14 protein-coding genes are annotated in these 21,536 nt (G+C 64.9%); 5 read left to right on the top strand and 9 right to left on the bottom strand.

Annotation, left to right across the window (positions count from 1 at the left end; all coding sequences use genetic code 11):
• Positions 1–47: 47 nt before the first annotated feature.
• The 5 genes from holA to ACTUWL_RS16275 all read right to left on the bottom strand — a co-directional run bounded on the left by holA (position 48) and on the right by ACTUWL_RS16275 (position 9,249).
• Complete coding sequence (holA, locus tag ACTUWL_RS16295; protein WP_021078145.1) at positions 48–1,079, bottom strand: DNA polymerase III subunit delta; 1,032 nt, start codon at positions 1,077–1,079, stop codon at positions 48–50.
• 8 nt (positions 1,080–1,087) lie between these two features.
• On the bottom strand, positions 1,088–1,642 hold the full coding sequence (lptE, locus tag ACTUWL_RS16290) for an LPS assembly lipoprotein LptE (protein WP_021078144.1): 555 nt from the start codon (positions 1,640–1,642) through the stop codon (positions 1,088–1,090).
• Positions 1,629–4,265: a leucine--tRNA ligase gene (gene leuS, locus ACTUWL_RS16285; RefSeq protein WP_021078143.1), complete on the bottom strand. Its 2,637-nt coding sequence runs from the start codon at positions 4,263–4,265 to the stop codon at positions 1,629–1,631. The genes lptE and leuS overlap by 14 nt, the downstream gene beginning before the upstream one ends.
• A 325-nt stretch (positions 4,266–4,590) precedes the next feature.
• Positions 4,591–7,194, bottom strand: a complete 2,604-nt coding sequence (locus tag ACTUWL_RS16280; RefSeq protein ID WP_021078142.1) for an MASE1 domain-containing protein — start codon at positions 7,192–7,194, stop codon at positions 4,591–4,593.
• 363 nt (positions 7,195–7,557) lie between these two features.
• Positions 7,558–9,249: a sensor domain-containing diguanylate cyclase gene (locus ACTUWL_RS16275; RefSeq protein WP_021078141.1), complete on the bottom strand. Its 1,692-nt coding sequence runs from the start codon at positions 9,247–9,249 to the stop codon at positions 7,558–7,560.
• A gap of 109 nt (positions 9,250–9,358) precedes the next feature.
• Here ACTUWL_RS16275 and ACTUWL_RS16270 point away from each other — a divergent pair, with 109 nt between their 5' ends.
• Positions 9,359–10,063, top strand: coding sequence for a YggS family pyridoxal phosphate-dependent enzyme (locus tag ACTUWL_RS16270; protein ID WP_021078140.1), 705 nt, complete (start codon positions 9,359–9,361; stop codon positions 10,061–10,063).
• A 255-nt stretch (positions 10,064–10,318) separates the two neighbouring features.
• Here the strand turns inward: ACTUWL_RS16270 and ACTUWL_RS16265 are convergent, their stop codons facing one another.
• Positions 10,319–11,647 (bottom strand): IS1182 family transposase, encoded by a 1,329-nt coding sequence (locus tag ACTUWL_RS16265; protein WP_106940575.1) that lies wholly within the window; start codon positions 11,645–11,647, stop codon positions 10,319–10,321.
• A 303-nt stretch (positions 11,648–11,950) separates the two neighbouring features.
• Here ACTUWL_RS16265 and ACTUWL_RS16260 point away from each other — a divergent pair, with 303 nt between their 5' ends.
• From ACTUWL_RS16260 to ACTUWL_RS16250, 3 genes are all read left to right on the top strand, one after another.
• Positions 11,951–12,991 carry a zinc-dependent alcohol dehydrogenase gene (locus ACTUWL_RS16260; RefSeq protein WP_021082678.1) on the top strand — a complete coding sequence of 347 codons (1,041 nt, stop codon included), beginning with the start codon at positions 11,951–11,953 and terminating at the stop codon, positions 12,989–12,991.
• Positions 12,992–13,037: 46 nt separating this feature from the next.
• A complete protein-coding gene (locus ACTUWL_RS16255) occupies positions 13,038–13,844 on the top strand; it encodes a crotonase/enoyl-CoA hydratase family protein (RefSeq protein WP_021082677.1) in 807 nt (268 codons plus the stop codon).
• A 315-nt stretch (positions 13,845–14,159) separates the two neighbouring features.
• On the top strand, positions 14,160–16,313 hold the full coding sequence (locus ACTUWL_RS16250) for an SLC26A/SulP transporter family protein (protein WP_021082676.1): 2,154 nt from the start codon (positions 14,160–14,162) through the stop codon (positions 16,311–16,313).
• Here the strand turns inward: ACTUWL_RS16250 and ACTUWL_RS16245 are convergent.
• Together ACTUWL_RS16245 and ACTUWL_RS16240 are read right to left on the bottom strand one after the other, a co-directional pair.
• Entirely contained in the window at positions 16,310–17,686 is a 1,377-nt protein-coding gene (locus tag ACTUWL_RS16245) for an NAD(P)/FAD-dependent oxidoreductase (RefSeq protein WP_035653721.1), read from the bottom strand. The two genes, ACTUWL_RS16250 and ACTUWL_RS16245, sit on opposite strands and share 4 nt — an antisense overlap.
• A gap of 54 nt (positions 17,687–17,740) precedes the next feature.
• Positions 17,741–18,433: a GntR family transcriptional regulator gene (locus ACTUWL_RS16240; RefSeq protein ID WP_021082674.1), complete on the bottom strand. Its 693-nt coding sequence runs from the start codon at positions 18,431–18,433 to the stop codon at positions 17,741–17,743.
• Between the two features lie 138 nt (positions 18,434–18,571).
• Between ACTUWL_RS16240 and ACTUWL_RS16235 the strand changes: the two genes are divergently transcribed.
• The gene (locus tag ACTUWL_RS16235; protein ID WP_021082673.1) at positions 18,572–19,471 is read left to right on the top strand and encodes an amino acid ABC transporter substrate-binding protein; all 900 of its coding nucleotides are present in this window, start codon (positions 18,572–18,574) and stop codon (positions 19,469–19,471) included.
• A gap of 43 nt (positions 19,472–19,514) precedes the next feature.
• Here ACTUWL_RS16235 and ACTUWL_RS16230 read toward each other — a convergent pair whose 3' ends face one another.
• Positions 19,515–21,509 (bottom strand): TonB-dependent receptor, encoded by a 1,995-nt coding sequence (locus ACTUWL_RS16230; RefSeq protein WP_021082672.1) that lies wholly within the window; start codon positions 21,507–21,509, stop codon positions 19,515–19,517.
• Positions 21,510–21,536: the final 27 nt, after the last annotated feature.

Genomic DNA, 21,536 nt, shown 5'->3' with positions numbered 1-21,536 from the left:
AATTTTGTCGCGAGCTCCTCGCAATGACGGTGGTTGCGACGTCCCGGCTATCCCCGCCGCTTCGCGTTCGCCGCGATCGAGAGCAGCGCGCGCTGCCCGATCACCGCGGCGAGCGAAGCCTGCTTGCGCATGTCGAGCGCCGCGGTCGCGAGCTGATCGATGATGGTCACCAGCCGCGGCGGGGTGAAATTGCGCAGCGCGATCTCGACCATGGGCTTGCGCGAGAAATGCAGCCGCGGAAATCCGCCTTCGAGCACCGCGGATGCCGGCGTGCCGTCCGCGATCGCCAGCGCCGATTTGTGCAGCCACGCCGCCTGGCGCTGCGCAGCCGAGATGATCACGCCGGGATAGGTGCCGGCGACCATCGCCTTCGTGAACTCGCTTTCCACCAGCGCGGCATTGCCGGCGAAGGCGCCGTCGACGATCGGGTCGAGCTTCAGCTCGGAGGCGTCGGAGACCACGGTCATGACGTCGTCGAGCGTGATCTCGCCCTTGCCGTGCGCGAACAGCGCGAGCTTGCGCAGCTCGTTGCGCGAGGCCATGCGGTCGCCGCCGAGCAGCGACATCAGCACCGCGCGCGCATCGCTCGCCAGCCGCAGGTTGGATACGCGGAGCTCTTCCTCGATCAACTTGGTCAGGTCGCGTTCGGTGTCGGGATAGCATCCGATCGCGACCGCGTTCTTGGCGCGCTCGCAGATCTTGCGCAGCGGCGATTCCGGCCGGAGCTCGCCGGCCTCGATCACGATGCGGCAGTCTTTCAGCGCGGCGGTCTCGGTCAGCGTCTCGACGCCGCTTGCGAAATTGCGCGAGCCGGCGCGGACGCGGATGGCGCGGCGGCCGCCGAACAGCGGTACCGTCATCGCTTCATCGACCAGCCGCGACGGCTCGGCGGCGAGTTCGTCGCCATCGAGCCGCACCAGCGAGAACGGATCGTTGGGATCGTCGACCGCGGAGGCCATCAACGCGTCGGCGCGCTCGCGTACCAGCCCTAAGTCCGGGCCGTACAGCAGGATGATCGGTCGTCCGGCGTCCGGCCGGGCGAGGAAGCTGTCGATCTCTTTTCCGCGAAGTGCGACCAATGCGTCGATCAGGTCCCGCTGGAGAAGAACGAGGCGAGCCGGGTCTGGATATTGTCGGCGATCTCGTGCGCGGCGCGGTCCTCTGCGTCGCGCAGGGCGCGGGTGCGAGCGAAGCGCTGGTAGGAGCCCGGCATGTCATAGGATACGCGCGAGAACGTGGTACCGGTCATGACCGACTTGTTCGAGGCGATCTCGATCAGGTTGAACTGGGCGTCGACGCCATAGTTCTCGCTGCTCGGCAGCGCGGTGGCCGGGTCGATCATCAGCGAGGAGCGGCTGGTGGTGAAGCGCAGCACCAGCCGGTGCGTCGGCGGCATGCCAGTGGCGGTGCCGTAGAGCTTGAAGGCGAGGGCATTGCGGACCTCGACGCCGACCCGGGCCTCGCGGGAGGCATTCGGCTTGTCGACCGGCGGAACCTCGACGCCCATCAGCTTTTCGCGCAGCGCGGGCGAACCGTCGAGGGTGCGCTCGGCATACATCGGCTGGAAGCATCCGGCCGTCAGCGCGGCCAAGGCGGCCACGGCTACAAACCGGGCGGCGATCCTGATCCTAGCCGACAACATTGACGATCCTCATGGGCACCACGATCACCTTGCGGACGGGTTTGCCGTCCAAGGCGGCTTTTACCGCATCGAGCGCCAAAACGGCAGCCTCTATCTCCGCATTTTGGGCGGTGCGTGGCACGGTGACATCACCTCGTTTTTTACCGTTGACCTGGACGACCAGGGTCACGCTGTCTTCGACCAGCAAATCGCGCTCGATTTGCGGCCAATCGGCCTCGGAAACCAGCCCGGTTCGGCCCAGAACCACCCAGCACTCCTCGGCCAGATGCGGCATCATCGGCGAGAACAGCTGGACCAGGATCGTCGCAGCCTCCTTGACGGCCCAAGCAACGTCCGGAGAGACATCCGGCGCCGGCTTGTCGCCTTTGGCCAGCACTTCGGCCAGCGCATTGGCGAATTCGCGGATATGGGCGAGGCAGACGTTGAAATGCAGCCGCTCGATCCCGGACGACACCTTGTCGAGCGCGCCATGGGCCGCCTTGCGCAGCGCCTGCGCCTCGGGTCCGAACGAAGCCGGCCGGGCCGCCGGCGCCGCCTTGGCGATCTCCGCCGATTCGTTCACCAGCCGCCACAGCCGCTGCACGAAGCGGGCGGCGCCCTGCACCCGCTCGTCGCTCCAGATCACGTCGCGGTCCGGCGGCGAGTCCGACAGCATGAACCAGCGCGCCACGTCGGCGCCGTAGCTCGCGATGATGTCGTCGGGGTCGACGGTGTTCTTCTTCGACTTAGACATCTTCTCGATCGGGCCGATCTCGATGTCTTCGCCGGTCGCCAGCAGCACCGCGCGGCGAGCGTTACCATCAACCTCGATCTTCACCTCGGCCGGGGTGACCCAGCTGCCGTCGGCCTTCTGGTAGGTCTCGTGCACCACCATGCCCTGGGTGAACATGCCGGCGAACGGCTCCGACATGTCGATGTGGCCGGTGGCCTTCATCGCGCGGGTGAAGAAGCGGCTGTAGAGCAGATGCAGGATCGCGTGCTCGACGCCGCCGATGTACTGGTCGACCGGCATCATCCGGTTGGCGATCGCCGGCGTGGTCGGCGCGGTCTCGTTCCACGGATCGGTGAAGCGCGCGAAGTACCAGGACGAGTCCACGAAGGTGTCCATCGTGTCGGTCTCGCGCACCGCCTTGCCGCCGCACTTCGGGCAGTTGACGTGCTTCCAGGTCGGGTGATGGTCGAGCGCGTTGCCCGGTCTGTCGAAGGAGACGTCCTCCGGCAGTGTCACCGGCAACTGATCGTCCGGCACCGGCACCACGTCGCATTTGGGGCAATGGATCACCGGGATCGGGCAGCCCCAATAACGCTGGCGCGAAATGCCCCAGTCGCGCAGGCGGAAATTGACCTGACGCTCGCCGACCGGCGCGTTGCCGCGGACTTCGCTCTCCAGCCGTTTCGCAACGTCTTCCTTGGCAGCTTCGATGGTCATGCCGTCGAGGAAGCGCGAATTGATCATGCGGCCGTCGCCGTCATAGGCGGTGTCGGTGATGACAAAGGTCTTCGGGTCCTGCCCTTCAGGGCAGACCACCGGGACGTTGCCGAGATTGTACTTGTTGACGAAGTCGAGGTCGCGCTGGTCGTGCGCGGGGCAGCCGAAGATCGCGCCGGTGCCGTATTCCATCAGCACGAAATTCGCGACATAGACCGGCAGCTTCCAGCTCGGATCGAACGGATGCACCGCCTTGATGCCGGTGTCGAAGCCCTGCTTCTCGGCGGTGTCGATGATCGACTGCGCGGTGCCGATCTTCTTGATGTCGGCAATGAACGCGGCGAGATCAGGATTCTTCGCGGCAGCGGCCTGCGCCAGCGGATGATCCGCCGAGATCGCCATGAATTTTGCGCCGAACAGCGTGTCCGGCCGTGTGGTGAAGATCTTCAGCTCGCTCTCACCGGCCGGCGTGGTTGCCGGATCCAGCGCGAAGCGGATCAAGAGGCCCTCGGAGCGGCCGATCCAGTTGCGCTGCATCAGCCGCACCTTGTCGGGCCAGCGGTCGAGACCATCCAGCGCGTCCAGCAGCTCCTGCGCGTACTTCGTGATCTTGAAGACCCACTGGCTCATTTCCCGTTGTTCGACAACGGCGCCCGAACGCCAGCCGCGGCCGTCGATCACCTGCTCGTTGGCGAGCACGGTCATGTCGACCGGGTCCCAGTTCAGCTTGCGCTTCTCGCGTTCGGCGAGGCCGGCAGCCAGCATGTCCAGGAACATCTTCTGCTGATGCTTGTAGTAGCTGGGGTCGCAGGTCGCGAACTCGCGGGACCAGTCGAGCGACAGCCCGATCGACCGCAGCTGCTTCTTCATCGCGGCGATGTTGTCGTAGGTCCAGGCCTTCGGCGCCACCTTGCGCTCGATCGCGGCGTTCTCGGCCGGCAGGCCGAACGCATCCCAGCCCATCGGGTGCAGCACGTTGAAACCCTTGGCGCGCATGAAGCGGGCCAGCACGTCGCCGAGCGTGTAATTGCGGACATGGCCGATATGGATGCGCCCCGACGGATAGGGGAACATCTCGAGCACGTAATATTTCGGCCGCTTATCGTCGTTCTTGGAGGCAAAGATCGCCTTTTCGTCCCAGATGGCTTGCCAGCGGGGTTCGGATTCACGGGCGTTGTAGCGTTCGGCGGTCATGAAATCGCAGGGTTTTCGGTGATTTTCGGGTCCCATCCGGGGACGGCGGACTAGGCCACAAAAACGCCCATGGGGTCAACGGCTTGGGGCCCGGCAAATGCTCATGCCGGGGCGCCGCCAGCAGTCTTCCCGTCGTCCTGGCGAAAGCCAGGACCCATAACCACAGGCGTTTGTTGGGAAAGGGGTCGCGGCCCCAGCTTCGCGCAATCATCAGCCGCGGGGGTAATGGGTCCTGGCCTTCGCCAGGACGACACCGAATGTACAGCTTCGCCGGTGGTCAAGGTTCCGCATTTTCGCGACGCGATCCGGTGCTTAGCCGAGGGCGTCAATGTCTGCGCAAAGCGTCGGTCGTGTTTGATGCTAGAGGTACGACGGATGATCGCGCTGATCTCGGGGGCGCAAGATCCTGGATGAAATCCCTGAGTGCCTCGGTGTCGAACGGCTTGCGGAGGATCTTCAGGCTCGGCGGTGCTGCATTTGCGGCATCGCTGTAACCGGTTGTCAGGGCGATCGGCAAACCCGGGTAGCGTGACCGCACTTCTCTCGCGAGCCCGACGCCATCGATGGTTCCTGGCATGACGATATCGCTGAAGACGAGATCGATCCTGGTGCCGGCATCGAGCAGTTTCAACGCCGCTTCGGCCGAATCCCGATAGATCGTTTCATAGCCCAGATGCTCGAACAGCGAGGATGTGACGTCAGCCACTTCGGGGCTATCGTCGACAACGAGAACCGTCTGCCGCTGCGGCTGTCTCGGCCTTGCTCTGGCGGCGGCGAGGTCTTTGCTGGCGGTCTGCTCGTCTGCGCAGGACGGCAAATAGATTGTAATCGTCGTTCCCTGACCAACCTTGCTGTCCGCCGTCACCGTTCCGCCAGCCTGATGCGCGAAGCCATAGACTTGGGACAGGCCGAGCCCGGTCCCCTTGCCGACCTCCTTGGTCGTGAAGAACGGATCGAACATCTTGGACAGAAGATTCGGCGGAATACCGGTGCCGGTATCGCCAAGCGCGATGGCAAAGAAAGCCTTTGCGCGGCGATCGCCGCCGGTCTCCTGGTTCGCGGTCACCGCATGGACGGACAAGGTGAACGTGCCGCCGCTCGGCATTGCATCGCGCGCATTGACGGCGATGTTGACGATCGCGAGCTCCAGCTCGGCGAGGTCCACCTTGACCGACGCTATGCCCTCACCGACGTTCTCGTTGTAGACGATGTTTCCGCGCAGTGAGCTCTCGATCATCGTCCGCATGTTCTTGATGGACGCGTTCAGATCGACGACCGTCGGGCTGAGATGCTGATGACGAGAGAAGGTCAGCAATTGGCGCGTGAGGCTCTCGCCGCGTTTGGCCGCGGTCTGGATGGCTTCGATTGCTTTGGGCAGTTTCGGATCAAGCAGGCGCGTGAAGATCTGGGCGCTGCCTCCGATGATCATCAACAGATTGTTGAAGTCGTGCGCAATCCCGCCGGTCAGTTTGCCGATCGCCTCCATCTTCTGCGACATCGCGAGCTGTTCGCGGGCCTGAACCAGCTTCTCCTCCGCGTCGCGCCGCTCGGTTGCGTCGCGCAGAATACTGATGAAGCCGATCAGGTTTCCTGCGTCATCATGGCTCGACGACACGGAGCCCGTGATGAAGAACGGCGTGCCATTCTTTCTGATCCGCCAACCCTCGACGTCGTACTTGCCTCTTTCGATTGCCGTCTCCAGCGCGTGTGCGGGCGAACCCGCGCGGCGTTCATCCGGCCGATAGAAAATTCCAAAATGCTTGCCGATGATTTCGTCCGAGCTGTAGCCGATGATCTTTTGAGCGGTGCTGTTCCAACTCGTGACGTGTCCCTCGCGATCGAGCGCGAAAATCGCATAGTCGACGACGCCTTCGATAAGGGTCTGGAAATGCCGCCTGATGTTGTCGAGCGCCAGGGCTTTCCGTTCAAGTTGATCGTTCAGTTGGTCCCGGACAGAAAGGAGATGGGCTTCCGCGGTCTGGCGCGTCGCAATGGCCGCTGCCAGCGCAAGAGGAGCTGCCGATGCGCTGATCGAAAGCACGAGCAAGGATAACAGTGCGCCATTCGGATCCGTTTTCGGAAACGGCTCATTCCCGACCGAGAACCCCCATACGGCCATGCCGACGAAAATGAACGCAGCCGTCGACACGGTGCGTCGATCGCCGCGCAGTCCGGCCCAGATCAAGGGGAGTAGAGCCAGAAAGCCCAGAAGGCTCCGATGCGGCAGCAGCACGTCGAGGTCGGGGCTGATGAGGTCGCTGCCGATGAGCGGGCTGTAAGCAACGATTCCGACGATGCCGGCGAGAGCGGGGACCGCGATCGATTCCAGCAGCTTCCATTTGGAAGGAATGCGGAAGGGCATCGTCGCCCAGAGCACGATGAGCGGAGCAATCACCAGCGCTCCGGCAGCGTCCGCAAGCCACCAGGTCACCCCGGCGCCGACGGAATCGGAGAGGCTCGATTCATTGGCGAGCGCAGAGCCGGCCGAGGCAATGGCTGAGCTGACGATCGTCGTCGGCGCAAAGCAAATGATTGCAAACTTTGCGACACCGACAGGCGTGGCAAACGTCTGGCGACCGTTCGACCAACGGTCGATCAGCCATGTCCCGGCACATGCAGCAAGCAGGCTGCCGGTCCCGGCGGTGCCAAGTTCCAGCAGCGATCGGTCGGCCATGAAGTAGGGAGAGACGGCCCCCATCAGGATCGCCGGCCAGATCCGGTAGCCGCGCAGCAGGACCAGCGCGAGCGCAAGCCCGGTCGGCGGCCATAGCGGTGTCGCGGTTGGGTTGATCGCGGGAACCAGTCGCGCGGCTTCGGCAAGGCCGCCATAAATCGCGGCGATGATCAGGATTTCGACCGCGTAGGTCGCAATGCTCCGAGCGTCGCCAAAAGCGAGCACCCTGGCCTGATCGAACGTTGCCCTTTCCATCGCAAGCCTTTGCCGAGGGCATTTCAAGAATGCGGTGGCGACCTGTCCCCTGATCCAGTGTCACCAAAAGAGGCGAATCGCATCGTCATGGCGTCGATGTTCCCGCCAAGCACTCAACGCAGTTTTGACCAAAGCATGGCCGCACGATAGTGAGTAGAGGGGCGCCCGGCAATTTCGGAACGAGGGGGCTATCGGGCAACACCATTGACCTAATAGCGGTGGCGCACCGGGATCCGAAACAGGTCACGGCGGAATCCGGAATACAAATTGGGTACGATCCGCTGCGTGTCGATGAGAGCACCGGCAGTTATTCTGCCTGTTGGCGCGAGGGATCAGATGCTCCACCTGCACGGGGCGATGCAGCTAGCTCGCCAGCGCCATCCCGGCTTCATCCAGCGTCTGCAGGAAGCCGTGCTCGATCACGGCATTCCTGCCGCGGCGCTTGGCGGCGTAGAGGGCGGCATCCGCGGCTTCGATCAGGTCGCCGGGGCGCTGGGTCTCGTTCGGCTTTGTGGTTGCGACGCCGACGCTGACGGTGACGACGCAATGGCTCGAGGGCGCGTGCGGCACGGCGAGCCCGAGCACCGCGGTGCGCACGGTCTCGCCGATCGCGAGCGCATGGGCGGCGTCGGTGTTCGGCAGCAAGAGGCAGAATTCCTCGCCGCCATAGCGGCCGGCGAAGCCCATCGTGTCGGCGGCGATTCCGGACAGCACCTCACCGATCCGCGTCAGGCAGGCGTCGCCTTCGGGATGGCCGTAGGTGTCGTTGTAGAGTTTGAAGTGATCGACATCGATCATCATCAGCGACAGTTCGCATTCATACTGCTGCGCCCGCATCCACTCGAAATCGAGCCGGCTCTGGAAGCCGCGCCGGTTGGCAAGGCCGGACAGTGCGTCGATCGAGGCCATCACGGTGAGGCGGTCGTTGGACTCGACGAGCTCGCGCTCGCGCTGGCTGAGCTGCGCGGCCATCGCGTTGAAGGCGCGCGCCAGCGGGACGAATTCCGACGGCAGCTTGTGCTTGGCGACGCGCGCCGACCAGTCGCCCTCGCCGAATCGCCGCGCCATGCCGGTCATCAGCTCGATCGGATGGATGACGAGCCGCTCCGCGCCGACCAGGGCGCCGAGCAGCACGAACAAGCAGACGAAGCCGAGCTGCAGATAGGCGGTGCGGATCTCGCGGTTGATCGCCGCTGTTACCTTGGCCTCGTCCATGCTGACGATCAGGCGGGACTGCGTTCCGACGATGCGGGCGAAACTCAGCGTGCGCTGCGCGCCATCGGCGGCCGTGAACGACACCGTGCCGGACGGCTCGTCGTAGCTCAGCGCCTTCTCGGCAATCGCCGACATCAGAGGGATGGTGTCGAGCGAGTGGCCGATCAGGCTGGCATGATCCGATGGAGCGGCGATCACCACCCCGGTGCTGTCCACCAGCACGGCCGACATGCCGGGCTGGCCGCCGAGATTGGCCATGATCTGCGACAGCCAGTCGATGTTGATGCCGGCGACCACGACGGCATCCTGCTCCGGATTGATCGCCGCCACCGGATAGGCGGCCATCATCATCGGCCGGCCGTTGGTCCTGCCGCGCAGATAGTCGCTGAACACGAAGCCACGGTTGTCCTGCGCCTTCTTGAAATATTCGCGATCGCCGAGATTGAGCCCGACCTGCATGTTGAGCGTCGAGCATTGCACGACGCCGTCCCGGGAGACGAACATGATGCTGCGGATCCAGGGCAGCACCGTCGGCAGGCTGGCGCGCAGCACCTCGCAGCTCTGCCCAATGCCGCTGGAGGCGCGGATATAGGCCGCCGATTTCAGCATGGTCTCGACCGAGGAGACCACCTCGCGCTGGGTCTCGGCGGCGTGCGCGGTGAGGTTGGCATAGCCGGCGGCGGCCTGCGCGATCTGCTTGCTGCGGGAATCTTCCAGGGTGCGGACGCGATCGAGCATCAGCGGCGCGACCAGCATCACCGCAAGCAGGGCGAGCCGGGCACGAATACCCAGAACCTTCTTGAGCCTGACCCGGTTGCGGTTGAAAGTAACGCCCGACATTCTATTCCCTTGCCCGCGCGCAAGGTAGAATGCAGGGCTTCAAAAAGCCTTTCCCGAATTTGGTAAAATTCGAGCCAACCCCCGCATCTTGTCAGAGAACGGCACAAGCATGACGCAAAGCCCGACCACGCCGTTATCGGCTGATTCACCACATGGTCTCGCCGCCGTGGAGCAGGCGATCACGCATGCCTGCAAGGAAGCGCGGCGCGACCGCGCGTCGGTGACGCTGATCGCGGTGTCGAAGACCTTCGCGGCCGACGCAATTTTGCCGATTATCGGCGCCGGCCATCGCGTATTTGGCGAAAATCGCGTGCAGGAGGCCAAGGGCAAGTGGCCGGAGCTGATCAAGGCTCATCCGGGCGTGCTGCTCCATCTGATCGGGCCGTTGCAGTCGAACAAGGCGAAGGAGGCGGTTGCGCTGTTCGATGCGATCCATTCGGTCGACCGCGCCAGCATTTGCGAAGCGTTAGCCAAGGAAATCAAAAATCAGGGCAAGCGCCCGGAACTGTTCGTCCAGATCAATACCGGTGAGGAGTCGCAGAAGGCCGGCGTCGCGCCGCAGGATGCGGATACCTTCATCGCGGCGTGCCGCGAAAAGTATGATTTGCCGATCTCGGGACTGATGTGCATTCCGCCGGTCGACCAGGCGCCGGCTCCGCATTTCGCGCTCTGCGCCAAGATCGCTGCGCGCAATGGCTTGAAGAATCTCTCGATGGGCATGAGCGCGGATTTCCCCGTGGCAATCGCGATGGGCGCCACCCACGTGCGGGTGGGTTCGGCGATCTTCGGCACGCGGACGAAGCCGCATAACTAATTGTCGTCCCGGCGAAGGCCGGGACCCATAACCACCGAAGTCAGTTGCAGGCTCCATATCTAGCCGCATGCCTCTTCCTGAGGCCGCGGCGTATGGTCCTGGCTTTCGCCAGGACGACGATGCGGATTGTCTGTACGCCGTCAGTAAACCCGTCATCCTGACAGCTTGTGAAGCTTTCGGGTTTTGCCTTTTACGTCTGTAGGTCGGGTGGGTTTGGTTTTTTGCGCAGCTGCGGCCGGGTGGCCGATGTGGTGTTTAAGCGCTGTAGAGCCGATGCCCTTGTAAGACGTTGTTGGTGAGGGCGAACCAGAGCGCGACGGCACGGACCTTTTCAAGGCCGCGTACGGTGAGTTGCCGCAGGCCCCAGTTGCGCCATCGAGCGTGGATGCACTCGCAGATCGATCGGAGCTTGTACTGGGCCTTGCCCGGCTCGCTTGCCATCCGTGCCCGCCAAGCCAACACGCCCGGGCCGTCGCCGCGCCGCGGCAGGTAGGGATCGGTACCGTGCTTGGATTGCGTGGGCGGACAATAGACCTCAACCCCTTGATCATGCGCCCACTCGATGTCCTCGGCACTGCCAAAGCCGCCATCAACGAGATGGCGGCCCGGAAGGCGGCCGGTCCGCGCGCGCAAGCGATCTAGCATTGGCTGCATGAGGCCGCGATCGGAACCAATATTGGTCACGTCGAGCCCGGCCACGATCTGCTCGCCGGCCGCGCTCGCCACCTGCACATTGTATCCTGGCCGGAAGCCGCCGTCGGCCATCTTCATGACGCGGGCGTCGGGGTCCGTCGTAGAGGCGCGCGGCTCCTTCGGCGTCTTGCCGTTGTTGCGCTTGTCTTCGCGCGCCTGGCGCTGCCGCTTGATCTCGGCGAGCGCGGCCTGCGCTGCCTTCAGGCGTTCGGTGCGCTCACGCGCCGCTCGCTCCTTGGCCGCCTTGATGCGCTGGTTGCTGGCATCGGAGCGCGCCTCGACCTCGCGTTTGAGCTCCGCCACGATCGTCTGCGCGGTCTCCAAATGGTGATCGAGTGTCTGTTCTCGCCGGAACGAGGCGGCCCCGGCGCTCGCCCGGATCCGCACGCCGTCCTGCGCCAGCTTGCTGAGGTCGACCAGGCCCACCTCCGCCAAGGCCGCAAGATGTTCGGCGAGCAGCCGATCGAGCAGATCGGCGCATCCGACCCGGAAGTCCGCCAGCGTATGGTAGTTCACCGAGACCCCGCCACACAGCCAGCGATAGACATCGTGGCTCTCGCACAGCCGCTCCAGGGCGCGAGCGCTTCCTACCCCGTCGCTGGTCGCATAGAGCCACAGTGCCAGCAAAAGCCGTGGCGACGTCGCCGGATGACCCGGCCTCTCGCCCCGCGCCTTGATCCGATCTTCAAGCTCGCGCAGCTCGAGCCCGTCGACATAGCACCAGATCACCCGCGCCGGATGATCTTCCCCGATCAGGCTATCGATATCCACCGCCCGCAGTTCAATCTGATCGCGCTGCGGCTCGCGCAGACGCGGCAAACCCGCTGGCGCCGCATCAGTTTGCGGCTTCGGCTGCTCCGGCAGTTCTCCAAACAGCTGGTCTTCAGCCATCTCCCGCTCTCCCGCAATTCAGCGATTGCAGGGAATCACATCCCCCATCCCTCCCGCTACATCTTTCGCCCAAGCCACAAAAATTCACACGCTCTGAGGAGCGCGTCTCGAAGGGGCGACGGCCCTGCTGATGGCCGTGCATCCTTCGAGACGCCGCTTCGCGGCTCCTCAAGATGACGGGTTAGACACGCCGCGCCGCTTCGCTCGACGGCACAGGTGAATTCCATTCATCTCCGTTGAAGACAAACCTTTTGTCGCCGCACCTGCCTCCCGGCACTCTCCGTCCAAAGCGGAGAGCACGCGATGCGGCAATTGACTTATGTCGGCGGCAACAAGGTCGAATGGTGGGACGTTCCCGAGCCCCATCTGCAAGATGATCGCGACGCGCTGGTGCAGCCGCTCGCGGTGACGCGCTGCGATCTCGATCTTGCGATCGTCCACGGCCGATCGCGGCTGCCCGGTCCGTTTGCGCTCGGGCACGAGACCGCCGGCCGCATCACCGCCGTCGGCGATCAGGTGAAGAATTTCGCGCCCGGCGATCTCGTCATCGTTCCGTTCCAGATCAGTTGCGGCGCCTGCGACCGCTGCCGGCGCGGCCACACCAATGCCTGCGCGGCGGTGCCGTTCCGGTCGTCTTACGGATTGAAGCCGGTCTGCGGCGTCGAATATGGCGGCGGACTGTCCGACCTGATCCGCGTTCCGTTCGCCGATCACATGCTGGTCCGCCAGCCCGAAGGCCATCCCCTCTCGCAAACCGCCGGGTTGGCCGACGGCGCGACCGACGGCTTCAGCGCGGTGACACGCTGGCTCGAGCAGCGGCCCGGCGCGGATGTGCTGGTGATCGGCGGCTTCGCGCAATCGCTCGCGATGTTCGCGGTGCAGGCGGCGGTGGCGCATGGCGCGGGCCGCGTCGTCTATCTCGACGATCATGCGCCGCGCCTCGCAAAGGCGAAGTCGCTCGGCGCCGACGTCGTCGAAGCGCCGGCCGGCCTCATGATGGAGCCGCCCGGCCTGTTTCCGATCGTGATCGATGCGGCTGCGACCGACGCCAGCATCCTGCTGGCATTCCGCGCGACGGAACCGAACGGCGTCTGCCAGCGCATGTATGGCGACTTCGCCGAGACCACGCCGGTGCCGCTCCGGCACATGTACGGCGTCGGCATCACCTTGAGGGTCTCGCGTGTCAATGTCCGCGCCGATTTGCCCGATTGCGTCGCCCATGTTGCGGCAGGTCATTACCATCCCGAGCATGTGATCACGCGCCGCGTCCGTTTCGACGACGCGCATGAGGCGATCGGCGACCCGACCATTCGCGTCGCCTTCGTTCGCGATGGCATTGCCTGAGAGGGACCGTTAGGCTCGCTCCAACCAACAAGCCAGGGAGCGACCCATGTCCGATGCAGATACCGTGCTCGTCGAGCGCGATGGTCCCGTCACCATCATCTCAATCAACCGCCCGCACAACCGCAACGCGGTCGACGGCGCGACAGCACGCAAGCTGTATGACGCATTCCTCGCCTTCGACGCCGACGCCAGCGCATCGGTCGCGGTGTTCACCGGCACCGGCGGCTATTTCTGCGCCGGCGCCGATTTGAAAGCGGTGGCGGCGGGCGATCCCGAGAAGAAGCGCGAGGTCGGCGGCCACAACACGATCGCGCCGATGGGGCCGAGCCGGCTGCGGCTCTCGAAGCCAGTCATTGCCGCGATCGAGGGCTTTGCGGTCGCCGGCGGCATGGAGCTTGCGCTGTGGGCCGACATGCGCGTGGTCGCGGAGGACGCGACCTTCGGCGTGTTCTGCCGCCGCTTCGGCGTGCCGCTGATCGATCTCGGCACCATCCGCCTGCCGCGATTGATCGGCCATTCGCAGGCGATCGATCTGATCCTCACCGGACGCCCGGTCGGTGGCCCCGAGGCGCATCGCATGGGACTTGCCAACCGGCTGGTGCCGAAGGGCGAGACGCGCGCGCACGCCGTCGCGCTTGCCAAGGACATCGCGAAATTCCCGCAGACCTGCATGCGGGCCGACCGGCTGTCGGCACTGCGGCAATGGGACCTCGACGAGGAAGAGGCGATCAGGAACGAAATGCGCGGCGGGCTCGACGTGATCGCCTCAGGCGAGACGCTGTCGGGGGCGACGCGCTTTGCCTCGGGCATCGGCCGTCACGGCGCGTTCGGCACCGAGGACGGGAACGGGTAGCCCGGCTCGACCAACCCGGCGCGCATCGAGCCGCGGACGGGAAGGCACTGCAGGCCATGCTTCCCTGCCATCACCGTCGGCGACATCGTCGCGACCCAGCGTGCGCTGCTCGACGAGCCCGGCATCGAGCAGCGCGTTGCGATCGTCGGCCCACAAGCAGGGCGACGCTGAAAATGCGCGCATTGAGAAGCGGTTGTCACAAAAATCCTGTTGTCGTCCTGCGCCGGGCTCGTCTACCACTGGCGTCGGAAGTTCAGGACATTTTTCAACGTGATTGGTCGATCGCTTTATTTCGGTTCGCGAGCGCGGCGGGCCATGCATGACATTCTCGGCGGCAGCGCGGCCAGTGTGCTCGGCATCACCTTCGGCCTGTCCTACGCGTTGCTGATCTTCGCCGGACCGTTGGCGCCCTATCTGTCATACGGCATCGCGGCGACATTCATCTCGTCGGCGGTGCTTGCGACCTTGATCGCGCTCGGCAGCTCGCTGCCGTTCGCAGTCGCCGGCCCTGACAGCTCCACCGCGGCGGTGACCGGCATCCTGATGGCCTCGCTGGTCGAGCGCATCGGCGCCGCCAACCCGACTGCGCCGCTGCTCACACCAGTGCTGATCACGCTGGGGCTCTCGACCATCGTCACCGGCATCGTGTTGTGCTGCCTCGGGCTGACGCGGTTCGGCCGCGCCATCCGCTACGTGCCTTACCCCGTGGTCGGCGGATTCCTCGGCGCGACCGGCCTGTTGATCGTGCTCGGCGCAATCAGGGTGATCACCGGTTACCCCGTGCAGCTCGGCACCCTCATCCACTTCACCAATATCATCACGATCTCCGAGCTCAGCGCCGCCTGCGCGATGGCGCTGGTGCTGTATCTGACCTGGCATCGATCGCGCACCCCGTTTGGGCTGCCGATCATCCTGGTCGGCGGGGTGATCGTGGCGCATCTGGTGTTCTGGATCATCGGCATCACGCCAGAGGAAGCTCACCTGACCGGCTGGACCTTCGAGCCGCCGCCGGCATCGACCTTCATGCTGCCGTGGCACGCGGCGGAGATTGCGCATTATCCGTGGTCGGCGGTGCCGGATCTGCTCGGCAACCTGATCGCCGTGGTCTTCGTCACGGCGGCGAGCACGCTGTTCAACACCACCGGCATCGAGGTCGCGGTGCATCGCGAGGCCAATCTCGAGCGCGAGCTCAACATCACCGGCTTCGCCAATATCCTGACCGGCGCGCTGGCCGGCTATGCCGGCTGCATCTCGGTCAGCCGCTCGATCCTCAATTTCTCCAGCGGCGGGCGTGGCCCGCTGTCGGGACTGACGGTCGCCGCGATCTCGCTGCTGATGCTGGCGGTGGCGCCGCAGCTGCCCGGCTACATGCCGAAATTCGTGCTCGGCGGGCTGCTGATCTATCTCGGCGCCGACCAGCTGCACAAATGGATGATCGAATCGCGCAAGCGGCTGTCGAAGACCGAGTATGTCTCGCTGCTCGCGATCATCGTCATCATCGTGGCCTGGGGCTTCGTGCCCGGCATCCTGATCGGCGTCATCATCGGCTGCGCCACCTTTGCGCTCAGCGCAGCGCGGGTCGAGGCGATCAAATACGGTTTCGACGGCTCGGAGTACCGCAGCTCGCTGGATCGCTCGCGCGACGACCGGAACGTGCTGCAGGCGCACGGCGGCAAGATCCAGGGGCTGACCTTGCAGAGCTACCTGTTCTTCGGCTCCGCCAACCGGCTGTACCAGCACGTCAAGGCGCTGCTGCGCGAGCGGGCGGAGTGCCGCTACCTGCTGTTCGACTTCAAGCTCGTCACCGGCGTCGATTCATCGGCGGCCTACAGCTTTGCGCAGATCAAGCGCAGCGCGCATGAGGTCGGCGTCGAGCTGGTGCTGGTGCATCTGTCGGCCAAGGCCGAACAGGTGCTGCGCGCCAGCGATTTCATTACCGAGGGCGTCTCCGTGATCGACGAGCTCGATCATGCGCTGGAATGGTGCGAGAACCAGATCATCGCACAGCACCAGGACCTCGCGCAGGAAGAGGCCGATCTGCGCGGCTGGTTCACCGGGCTGCTCGACAATGAAGGCGATGCCGATACGTTGATCCGGCGCTGCCAGCGGATCGAGGTCGACGCCGGCGAGGTCATCGTGCACGCCGGCGACGCCGCCGATTCCATGCACTTCATCCTCGACGGCCGCGTCGGCATCATGGTGCCCGCCGACGACGGCCGCACCACGCGCGTGCGCAGCCTCGGCCGCTACACCACGATCGGCGAGATGGGCCTCGTCGCGAACACTCCACGCAGCGCCACAATCCAGGCCGAGATGCCGAGCGTGCTCTATGTGCTGAACACCCGCCAGTTCGCGGCGATCCGCGACGAGGACCCCGAGCTCAGCCACAAGCTGCTGACCTATTTCGTGTCGGTCATGGCGGAGCGGCTGACTTTCGCGAACCGCACCATCGCGGTGCTGCGGCGCTAAAGTAGTCCCCGGCTTTCGCTCGCCGCGAGCTGATCCATCAGCGCCTTGTCGTCATAGCGCGCGAGCGAGAGGCTGCGGGCGAAGGCGGGCACCGGCGCGCCGACCACGGCACAGGCGCAGAGATCGCCTGTAGCGCAGGCGCCCATTGTGCCGTAGCCGGACAGCGCAGTGGCGAGGAACACGCCTGGCGTCTTCGCGGCGCCGATCAGCGGCCAGTTTTCCTTCGTCATCGGATAGTAGCCGCCGTAGTGCACCCGGTCGCGCGGCAACGCAGCGAGATACTGCGCAAGGCGCGGCTGCAGCCGGCTCGCCGCCCGCAGCACGACTTCGGGGAAATAGGAATTCAGCTCCGGCTCGCGGACCGGCGCGGTGATCTGCTCTTCGTTGAAGGCCCAGCCGAGCTTGATCCACTCGCCGTGATCGCCGCCGTCGGGCCGACAATGGATGCTGCCCGGCATCGGCGCCAGCAGGCGCGCGAATTCCGGCGCCGCCGCGAGCTCCGCGCGCTCGTCGTCGGACCATGCCAACGTCTGGCCGTCGAGATCGATCGCAAACGGCATCTTGCGATCGACCGCGCGGTTACGGTCGGCGAACGCGATCTTCTGCTGCAGCACATTGACGATCGGAAGCCGCTCGCCATGCATTGCCGCGACCTGCGCGGCGAACGGGCCCGCGGCATTGACGATGATATCGGCCCTGATGGTCTGTCGCACGCCATCGGCCAGCACCTCGACGGCGAAGCGATCGGCCTTCGCAAGGCCGACCACTTTGGCCTGCTGGAATTGCGCGCCCAACGGCCGCATGGTTTCCAGCATGTACTGGCCAAGCTGCTGACCGCTGATGTCACCCGCCCTGCGGATATGCAGCGCGGTCGAGACCTCCTTGTCGAAGGTCGGGTAGTGCGGCTGAATCAGGTCGCGGCCGAGCAGCACGTCGACGCCGTCAGGCGCGGTCTGCCAGTCCGCCGAATGCGGCGGCACATAGCCGCGGCTTGCGCCTTCATGCAGGCGGATCAGCTTGGCGGCCTGTGCGCCATAGCCGGCGTAGAGCTGCTGCAACAGCTCGTCGGACTTCGTCTCACGCGTGACCAGGAGATAGCCGCGCCGCGTCATGTGGATGCGGTTGTCGCTGCGGCGCGCGATCTCCTCCATCAGATCGGTGGAGTGATTGGTAAAGTCCGCCATCGTCGGATGCGGCCACCAATTGCGGTAGTTCTCGCCCGACTGCGCCGAGGTCAGCGCCATCGGCTGTCCCTCATCGACGATCAACAGGCGCGAACGCTTGTGCTGGACGGCGAGGTAGTAGGCCGTGGCGATGCCGACAATGCCCGCACCGATCACCAGGATTTCGACGTCATTGGTCTTCACACGCATTCTCCGATCGGCCCGCGGCGGCGCCGGCAATAGTTCATTGGGTCCTGATGTCGATCAGACCGGAGCAGCATCGCGCAACGCCTGGCGCTGCGCCGAGCGCAACGTCTTCTGCGTCTCCTCGATATGATCGCGCAGCAGCCGGACGGCCTTCTTGACCTCGCCGTCGCGGCAGAATTCAAGCAGCCTGTAGTGCTCGCGCTGCGGACGCTCCTTGCCGGTCGCCTGCGACACCAGTGCCCGGGTAAAGCGGCCGACATGACCGTAATTCGCCTCGATCATGGAGAGCAGGCGCGGACGATTGCACGGCGCATAGAGCGTGGCGTGGAATTTCCAGTTGAAGGCGCCCCATTGCGCGGGATCGGGCTCGGCGTCGTAGGCACGAAGTATCTTCGTTGCCTCCTCGAGATCGATCACGCCCATCGCGGGGATCGCCAAGCGCAAGGCATGGCACTCGAGCGCGATACGGATCTCAAGCAGCTCGATCACCTCGTCGATCGACAGGTCAGAAACGACAGCGCCGCGATTCGGCAGGAAGGTGACAAAACCTTCGGCCTCGAGCTGGCGCAACGCCTCGCGCACCGGGATGCGGCTGGTTCCGAACCGCGCGGCGAGCTCGTCCTGGCGCAGCTGCAATCCGGGCGCCAGCTCGCCGGAGCTGATCGCAACCCGCAGCGCCTCGCGCACGGTGTCCGGCGCGGAACCGTGGGGCCCGGCTCCTCGATGGCTTGCGGCGGTTACAGGTTCCATGCGGCGTCTCGCTGGTGAGCTCGGACTGAGATATCCGACTGAGCCAGGATTGTATAAAATCTGTTTGGTGATTATGCAATGCTGTGTATAAAATCTTGACCGATCGTATCCAGAACTATCGAGATCTGCGAGCGCCTGATGAATCGACCCGTCAAGACATTGATTTATACAGCATTTCTTTCAGCGGCGGTCTCCGCTCCGGCGCAGGCGCAGTCCCCCAACGGCACGCTGGCCAAGATCCGCGACACCGGAGAAATCCGGCTCGGGCACCGCGACGTCTCGGTACCGTTCTCCTATCTCGACGACAACCAGAAGCCGGTTGGCTTCGCGATGGACCTCTGCGCGCGGATCGTCGATGCGGTGAAGGGCGAGCTGAAGCTGCCCGCGCTGCAGACCAGGCTGCAGCCGATCCAGCTCTCCACCCAGATACCGCTGATCGAGAACGGGACCATCGATATCGTCTGCGGACCCGCGACCAACACGCTGGAGCGGCAGAAGGTCGTCGCCTTCAGTGACACGATCTTCGTGTCGAGCATCCGCGCTGTCGTGCGGAAGGACGCGCCGATCAGGGCCTTCGAGGACCTCGGCGGCCGGCCGGTCTCGCTGACCTCGGGCTCGACCTCGATCGGGCTGTTGAGTGCGCGCGCCCAAGCGAACAACTTTCAGACCAAGAACATCCTGACGCCGGACCATGCCGCGTCGTTCCTCGCGCTGACCACCGGGCGCAGCGAGGCCTTCGTGATGGACGACATTTTGCTGGCGAGCCTGATCGCCGGCAGCCCCACCCCGTCGGACTGGCGCATCATCGACGACAGCCTGCGCACCGAGCCCTACGGACTGATCCTTCGCAAGGGCGATCCGGAGTTCAAGGCGCTGGTCGACAAGACGCTGGCCGCGATGATGAAGAGCGGCGAATTCCAGGAGCTCTACGCCAAATGGTTCACGCGGCCGATTCCGCCGAAGAACGTGAACCTGAATTTCCCGATGACGGCGCCGCTGAAGGACGCGGTGGCCAACCCGAACGACAAGGGCGTGTGACCGGCCATCGCACGGTCGCGTGCGATGGTCACAGGCATTTCTCCTAGAAATCGACCGTCATCGACAGCCACAACGTGCGCGGCATGCCGCTGATCACATAGCCGGTCGGATTGCCGATCCAGTAATGCTTGTCGAACAGGTTGGTCAGCTGCGCCCTGAACGTGGTCGGACGCCCCGCGAGCGTCGTCGCATAGCGCGCACCGATGTCGAAGGTCGCCCAGTCGGGGACGCTCTGGGTGTTGTCGGCGCTGACATAGGCCCGTCTGGTGTAGATCGCGCGCGCCGTCGCGGTGAGGCCGGGCACGAAGGGCGTATCCCATTCGACGCCGAGATTGCCCTGCAGGCCGGGCGCGCCGATCGCATGATTGCCGTCGTAGAGATGGCCTTGGGTCTGGGTCAGCCGGGCATCGAGCCAGGTCACGCCGCCGAGGACGCGCACGCCCGGCGCGACCTCGCCAAAGGTATTGAGCTCGATGCCGCGATTTCTCTGCTGACCGTCGAGGCTGTAGATCTTGGTGAGCGGGTCGATCACGCCGCTCGGTTGGCTGATCTGGAACGCCGCAAGGCTCGCACCGAAGCCGCCGAAATCGAGCTTGGTGCCGACCTCGACCTGCCGAGTCTTGAAGGGCGCAAACACCGCGCTGGTGTTGACCGCGCCGGAGGGCGGCGTCGGCCCGGGCGACAGGCCTTCGATGTAGTTCGCATAAAGCGACAGCTGCTTGACAGGCCTGACCACGAGGGCGATCGACGGTGACGTCGCGCTCTGGTCGTAATGCGTTGTCTCCAGCCCGCTGACCGGCGCGTAGCTGTTTGCGATCACCTGCTGCTGGCGTGCGCCGACGATCAGTTGCAGCATCCCGCCCATCGTCGTGAGCGTATCGGCGACGCCGACGCTGCGCAGCCCGAGGAAGCCGGACTTGCCCTCGGGGAATGTCGATACCGGCGTGCCCGCGGTCGCCAGCAGGGTCGGACTGTAGATGTTGGTGAGATAGGTCCCGTAGTTGGTCTGGCCAAGCCAATCGGTCCGGTTCTGCGCGCTGCCGCTGACCACCACCTCATGGCCGATCGGGCCGGTATCGAAACGCGCGCGCACGCCGGCCTCACCGGAGATCGACTCGGACTTGCCGGTCTGGAAGCGGGATGTGCCCAACGCATCGCCCGCTGTGTTGAGGATCGTCGCGCCCGGATCTTCCCGCTTGTCGTAGCGGAATTCGTTGCCGCCGATCGCACCGAACACGGTGACATTGTTGCTCAGATCGTATTCCGCACGGGTCAGTCCGGTCAGGCTGCGCGACCGCGCGTAGTCGAATGGCTGCGCCAGATTGATGCGCGGATCGGGTGCGTTCGGAAGGGCTATGCCGGACACCGGCGTATAGCCGCGCTGCGCCGCCTTCATCCAGTCGTCCTGGGAGATGATGTCCGCGGACCAGCGGAATCGCTCTCCGTGATAGTCTACGCCAAGCGAGCCGAAGCCGTTGCGCGCGGATTGCCGGTCGATGGTGGTGTTGCCGCCGTCGATTCCTCCGTTGAAGCGAACGCCCCACTCCTTCTGTTCGCCGTAGCGGCGCGCGAGGTCGAGCTCCGTTCCGAATCGTCCATCCGAGATGTAGCCGGCGGTCAGGCGCGTGAGGTCTTCCGCTGCCCGCTTGGTCACGACATTGACCGTGCCGCCGATGCTCCCCTGCGGGGCCATGCCGTTGAGGAAGGCAGCCGGTCCCTTGAGCAGCTCGATACGCTCGAGCGGCGCCGGGTTGACGCGATAGGCCGGCACCAGACCGTAGAGCCCGTTCAAGGCGATTTCGCTGTTCTCGATCCGGAAACCGCGGATGGTCAACGCATCGTAGCGGTTGCTGCTGCCGATCGCTGCGCGCACCGACGGATCGGAATTCGTCAGCACTTCCGCGACGCTGGTCGCCTGCTGATCGCGGATCGTCTTCTCCGTGTAGCTCGTCTGGCTGTACGGCGTGTCCATATAGTCCTTGTTGCCGAGCAGGCCGAGTTGCCCGCCGCGCGCGACCTGGCCGCCGATATAGGGCACCGGCAACGCCGCCTGCTGCGCACCGGC

The organism is Bradyrhizobium sp. WCU1 (assembly GCF_053474805.1).
The sequence above is the reverse complement of the archived record's forward strand: the minus strand, read 5'-3'. Positions and strand labels throughout refer to the sequence as shown.

What these genes read in the sequence shown, in the direction of transcription:
- ACTUWL_RS16280 (WP_021078142.1), bottom strand. Translation starts at nt 7,194, where the DNA reads ATGGAAAGGGCAACGTTCGATCAGGCCAGGGTGCTCGCTTTTGGCGAC.
- ACTUWL_RS16270 (WP_021078140.1), top strand. Translation starts at nt 9,359, where the DNA reads ATGACGCAAAGCCCGACCACGCCGTTATCGGCTGATTCACCACATGGT.
- ACTUWL_RS16245 (WP_035653721.1), bottom strand. Translation starts at nt 17,686, where the DNA reads ATGCGTGTGAAGACCAATGACGTCGAAATCCTGGTGATCGGTGCGGGC.
- ACTUWL_RS16235 (WP_021082673.1), top strand. Translation starts at nt 18,572, where the DNA reads ATGAATCGACCCGTCAAGACATTGATTTATACAGCATTTCTTTCAGCG.
- ACTUWL_RS16275 (WP_021078141.1), bottom strand. Translation starts at nt 9,249, where the DNA reads ATGTCGGGCGTTACTTTCAACCGCAACCGGGTCAGGCTCAAGAAGGTT.
- leuS (WP_021078143.1), bottom strand. Translation starts at nt 4,265, where the DNA reads ATGACCGCCGAACGCTACAACGCCCGTGAATCCGAACCCCGCTGGCAA.
- ACTUWL_RS16240 (WP_021082674.1), bottom strand. Translation starts at nt 18,433, where the DNA reads ATGGAACCTGTAACCGCCGCAAGCCATCGAGGAGCCGGGCCCCACGGT.
- ACTUWL_RS16255 (WP_021082677.1), top strand. Translation starts at nt 13,038, where the DNA reads ATGTCCGATGCAGATACCGTGCTCGTCGAGCGCGATGGTCCCGTCACC.
- ACTUWL_RS16265 (WP_106940575.1), bottom strand. Translation starts at nt 11,647, where the DNA reads ATGGCTGAAGACCAGCTGTTTGGAGAACTGCCGGAGCAGCCGAAGCCG.
- ACTUWL_RS16260 (WP_021082678.1), top strand. Translation starts at nt 11,951, where the DNA reads ATGCGGCAATTGACTTATGTCGGCGGCAACAAGGTCGAATGGTGGGAC.
- lptE (WP_021078144.1), bottom strand. Translation starts at nt 1,642, where the DNA reads ATGTTGTCGGCTAGGATCAGGATCGCCGCCCGGTTTGTAGCCGTGGCC.
- ACTUWL_RS16250 (WP_021082676.1), top strand. Translation starts at nt 14,160, where the DNA reads ATGCATGACATTCTCGGCGGCAGCGCGGCCAGTGTGCTCGGCATCACC.